The following is a 3998-nucleotide window of genomic DNA, read 5'->3' as shown; positions in this document are numbered from 1 at the left end:
GGCCACCGCACGATCTTCGTTTGTCCACACACCAACCGATGATCACGCGGTGGCCGTACCCGTTTCCAGCCGGGTCCGCAGCAAGATCGCAAAGTCAGACTGGAGTACTAAGAGGGCATTTAATCTAGGCGTATTGCCCTGTATGCCCTAGTAGGTTCCTCGCCAGGTTGGCATACTCTCGTCCGTTATGCGCTTGGCGAGGTTGTCGATCGAGGCGATGTAGATCATGACCTCGGAGCTGGCGGTGAGGGTCTCGTAGTCGCGGGCCAGGCGGCGGTGCATCATGATCCAACCGATACTCCGCTCCACCACCCAGCGCCTTTTCACGACTTCAAAGCCGCGGGTCCCCGGATTGCGGTTGACGACTTCGACGTCGACGCCGAGGCGGGCGCCGTGCTCGACAACCGCGTTCTTGAAGCCGGTGTCGACCCAGCTCTTGACGATGGTCGGGTACCTCTCCTTCGCCTGGTCGAGGAGGCGCATTCCCAGGGCGTTCTCCGAGAGGCCGGCGGCGGTGACGGTCACGGCAAGGATGAGACCGATCGCGTCGGTGAGGATGCCGCGCTTGCGGCCGACGATCTTCTTGGCGGCGTCGGTTCCCTGGCTGGTCACAGGCACGTTGGTAGAGGTTTTGACGCTCTGGGTGTCGATCACGGAGGCGGTCAGCTCGGGCTTGCGCCCCTCCTTGACGCGGGCCAGTCCTGTCAGGTCGTAATTGAGCTGGGCGAAGATTCCCTCGTCGCGCCACGCGGCGTAGTAGGCGTAGACGGTGGCGTGGTTCGGGAAGTCGTGTGGGAGGTACTTCCAGGGGATTCCGGTGCGGTTGATGTAGAGAATCGCGTTGAAGACGTCACGTAAATCGACCTTGGCCGGCTGCCCGGTTGGTCTGCGGCCGAGCCGGGCTTTCCGCCAGGAAGTCAGCGTCGGCTCGATCAGGGCCCATCGGGCGTCGGACAGGTCGCCGGGGTACGGCTTGTGCTCGCTCACGGCATACCGTGATCACGGGCGACCCGGAGGGCTTGATTCCGCTGACCATCAGGCGATTCCGCAACATCTTCAAACCAGACGGACTCCCGGGCACGGATGTGGGCGAGACGGATGGCCGAGTCTCTGCCCCGGAGAAGATCATTCGCCACCTACGGAATGAAAGCCCTCAAAGCAGGGCAGTGATGAAAGCCACATATAGGGCTTGACCTGCATAAACACCCTCTGAGAGCGAGTTTGACGGCTGCGGCCGGGTCGGTCAGATCGGCGCCGGAACGGCTGGCGGCCAGGCGCCGGATCGACTCGGTGGTGGTCAGCGAGCGCAGCGCTTCGCGCACCGCAGCGGGGCGGTGATGATCAATGATTTGATCTGGTTGATGGTCTGGGTGCGGGCCTTGACGCCGCCGGCGCGTACCACGCGCAGGCCGCGGATTGCCTCGACCGAGCCGTCGCGGTGCTTCGGGGTGCCCTTGGCACGGCCGGAGAGCACCGCGGTGGCGGCGGCGTAGGCATCAACGGGGTCGGATTTGCCTGCCGCGCGGCGAGCTCACCGGTCAGGTCGCTCCACCTCGATGACGGTGACCTGGTTGGCGTGCAGGTACCGGGCGAGTTCGGCCCCGAAGGAGCCGGTGCCTTCCATGCCTACGACCAGCACTCGGCCGTGCGAACGCAGCCACTCCAGCAGGCGCCGGTAGCCTGCAGGCGTGGTGGGGAACGCCTCGGTGGCCAGGTGCTGGCCGATGGTGTCGATGACGGCGGCCTGATGGACGTCGGTGTGGGTGTCGATCCCGCCGATCACCTCGATGGGCTGTGGCATGGTGGCCGGGTTGTTCCTTCCGCGCGCGGTGAATGGGCTCGCGCGCACCGGCCCGGCGGACGGACACGACTGTGATGGGACCGCTTTGGTCAAGCTCCTATGAGGTCACGATCACCGAGCCGGTACGCGCAACGGCCCCGCTCGGAAGGTCGACGATTCAGAGTAAGGACAGCCGAAGCGTCAATCGGGGATCGGGTCAGACCCTCGAGCAGTGCCTCCCTCATCCTCACAGTCGGGGATCTTGAGGTTCTGCGGCGGAGTGGCCCGATCTCCCGTCATGCTCGGGACGGTTCCGAGGCCCCAGGCATGCGGCGAGGTGGTCTGTGTCCGTCTGTCCCCGTCCCGGTGAACGGGTCCCGCCTCTAACCGCGCAGGTCGCGCGGGCGGGCAATCCGGGTGATACGACGGCGATGGAGGTGCGGGATCGCCTCGGCGGGCCGTGGCGGGACGAGGACTTCGCGTCCCGGTACCCGCGCGAGGGCCGCCCAGAGCCCTCACCCGCCCGGCCGGCCACCGTCGGCGTGCCGCGGGTTCCCGTACAACCTCTCCGACCGGCAGGCCGCCGAGGCCGTGCGCTGCCGGACCGACGTCGCGTACGCTCTCGCGCTGCCGCTGGACGATCCCGGGTTCCACCACGGCGTGCCGGCCGACGTCCGGGGCCGGCTCGTGCAGGACGGCCGCGCCGATGTACTGCTCGACCTCGCCCCGGACCGCCGGCGCGAGGCCGGGCCGGTCACGGAGCGAGGACGCCGGCGCCTCGATGCCACCCACGTCCCGGCGGCGGTGCGCGACCCGACCCGCCCGGAGCCGGTGACCGAGGCCCTGCGCGCGCCCCGGGAAGAACTCGCCCGCACCGCACCGCACGGGCTCGCCGGCCTGGCCACCGAGGACCGGGGCCGGCGCCACGGCCGCCCGGTGCGCCTGGTGCGCCTGGTGCGCCTGGTGCGCCTGGTGCGCCCGGACGAGAATCCCACCCACCCCACGACCGGGATCAACAGCACCGGCTCCGACATCCACCGACCGCCGACGCGCCTTCGCCGGTCCCCCATCCCCTTCCCCGCCGGGCCGCAGGCCGAGGCCGTGCGGGAGATCTTCGTGCGGAACCACCTGCCCGACGAGCGTGGCGGGATCCGCCGGCACACCCGGAGGACGGCGGCCCGCCGCCGTCGGCAACCGCGCTCGTCTCCCCCACGACCCCCAGGCCCGCCACGGCCGCCGCGGACACGTCACTCGCTGGAAGGGCCACCCGACCCAGGTGACCGAGTCCTGTGACGAGCACGGCACCAACGTGATCACCAATGTGGCCAACACCGGGGCCGCCGAGCACGACTTTCGGGCCCTGCCCGAGATCCGCCACCGGCTCGCACGCCGCCGCCTGCCGAGCCTCTCATCGACGGCGGCCACCCCACGCTCGTCCACCAGGATCGCACCCTTCGCGTCCATCGGGTGGAACCGGTCGGCCCGGTACGCGGTGATCCCCCTCGCCGGCACCGCGTATAGGGCGGCTTCGGCCGGGACGACGTCCGCATCGACATCGAGCAGCGGCAGGCGACCTGCCCCCGGGGCCGGACCAGCCGCGCCCGGTCCGGCCCGTATCCGTCCTCCTCACCGCAGGCGGCACCACTGATCGTGGTCACGTTCGCCCAGAGCCGGTGCGGTCCGTGCCCGGCCCGCTCGAAGTGCACCGGCTCCCGTGCGGCCTCCCGCGGCGTGGGCTTCCCGCCCAAGGACTTGCTCGACCTGCAACGACGTGCCCGCGCCGAGCACAACGGTGCGGACCGACGCAGCATCCACGCGCTCCGCTCCGGTGTCGAAGGCACCGTCGACGAGCTCGTGCACGGCCACGGGATGCGGCGATGCCGCTACCGAGGACTCACCAAGACCCGTGTCCGGCATGTTCTCACCGCCATCGCGGTGACCGTCGAACGGCTCTCGACCGATTCCTCGCCTACGGAACGGGGCCATCCACCCCGGCGGCCGACCGCGTTCCAGACCTGCCTGGACCGGCAGGGGATCCCCCGACCTCGCTGCTGGCGCTTCGTCGGTGGATGAAACCGGCCACCTCAAGATCCCCGGCAGAGTCAAGTTAGAGGGTGTCTCACGTGGCTTGATCGGCGTCGGGCATGATGCTGTCTGTGGCCGGTGACCTCTCTTCTCGTCTGGTTCCTGATGGTCTGTGGGTTCTGGTGGAGCCCCT

5 protein-coding genes are annotated in these 3998 nt (G+C 69.1%); 2 read left to right on the top strand and 3 right to left on the bottom strand.

Annotation, left to right across the window (positions count from 1 at the left end):
- Positions 1-147 precede the first annotated feature (147 nt).
- The 3 genes from AC2CJA_RS25035 to AC2CJA_RS25025 form a co-directional block, all read right to left on the bottom strand.
- The gene (locus tag AC2CJA_RS25035) at positions 148-987 is read right to left on the bottom strand and encodes an IS5 family transposase (protein ID WP_484604951.1); all 840 of its coding nucleotides are present in this window, start codon (positions 985-987) and stop codon (positions 148-150) included.
- Positions 988-1297: 310 nt separating this feature from the next.
- A complete protein-coding gene (locus AC2CJA_RS25030; protein WP_484604950.1) occupies positions 1298-1474 on the bottom strand; it encodes a hypothetical protein in 177 nt (58 codons plus the stop codon).
- A 57-nt stretch (positions 1475-1531) separates the two neighbouring features.
- Positions 1532-1801: an IS110 family transposase gene (locus tag AC2CJA_RS25025; RefSeq protein WP_484604949.1), complete on the bottom strand. Its 270-nt coding sequence runs from the start codon at positions 1799-1801 to the stop codon at positions 1532-1534.
- A gap of 570 nt (positions 1802-2371) precedes the next feature.
- Between AC2CJA_RS25025 and AC2CJA_RS25020 the strand changes: the two genes are divergently transcribed.
- Both AC2CJA_RS25020 and AC2CJA_RS25015 read left to right on the top strand, forming a co-directional pair.
- Positions 2372-3073 carry a hypothetical protein gene (locus AC2CJA_RS25020; protein ID WP_484604948.1) on the top strand — a complete coding sequence of 234 codons (702 nt, stop codon included), beginning with the start codon at positions 2372-2374 and terminating at the stop codon, positions 3071-3073.
- A 255-nt stretch (positions 3074-3328) separates the two neighbouring features.
- Positions 3329-3853: a transposase gene (locus AC2CJA_RS25015; protein WP_484604952.1), complete on the top strand. Its 525-nt coding sequence runs from the start codon at positions 3329-3331 to the stop codon at positions 3851-3853.
- The last annotated feature ends 145 nt before the right edge of the window (positions 3854-3998 follow it).

This window comes from Streptomyces sp. ATLC9, from assembly GCF_057196705.1.
Note: the sequence above shows the minus strand (reverse complement) of the source record. Positions and strands in the feature narration are given on the sequence as shown.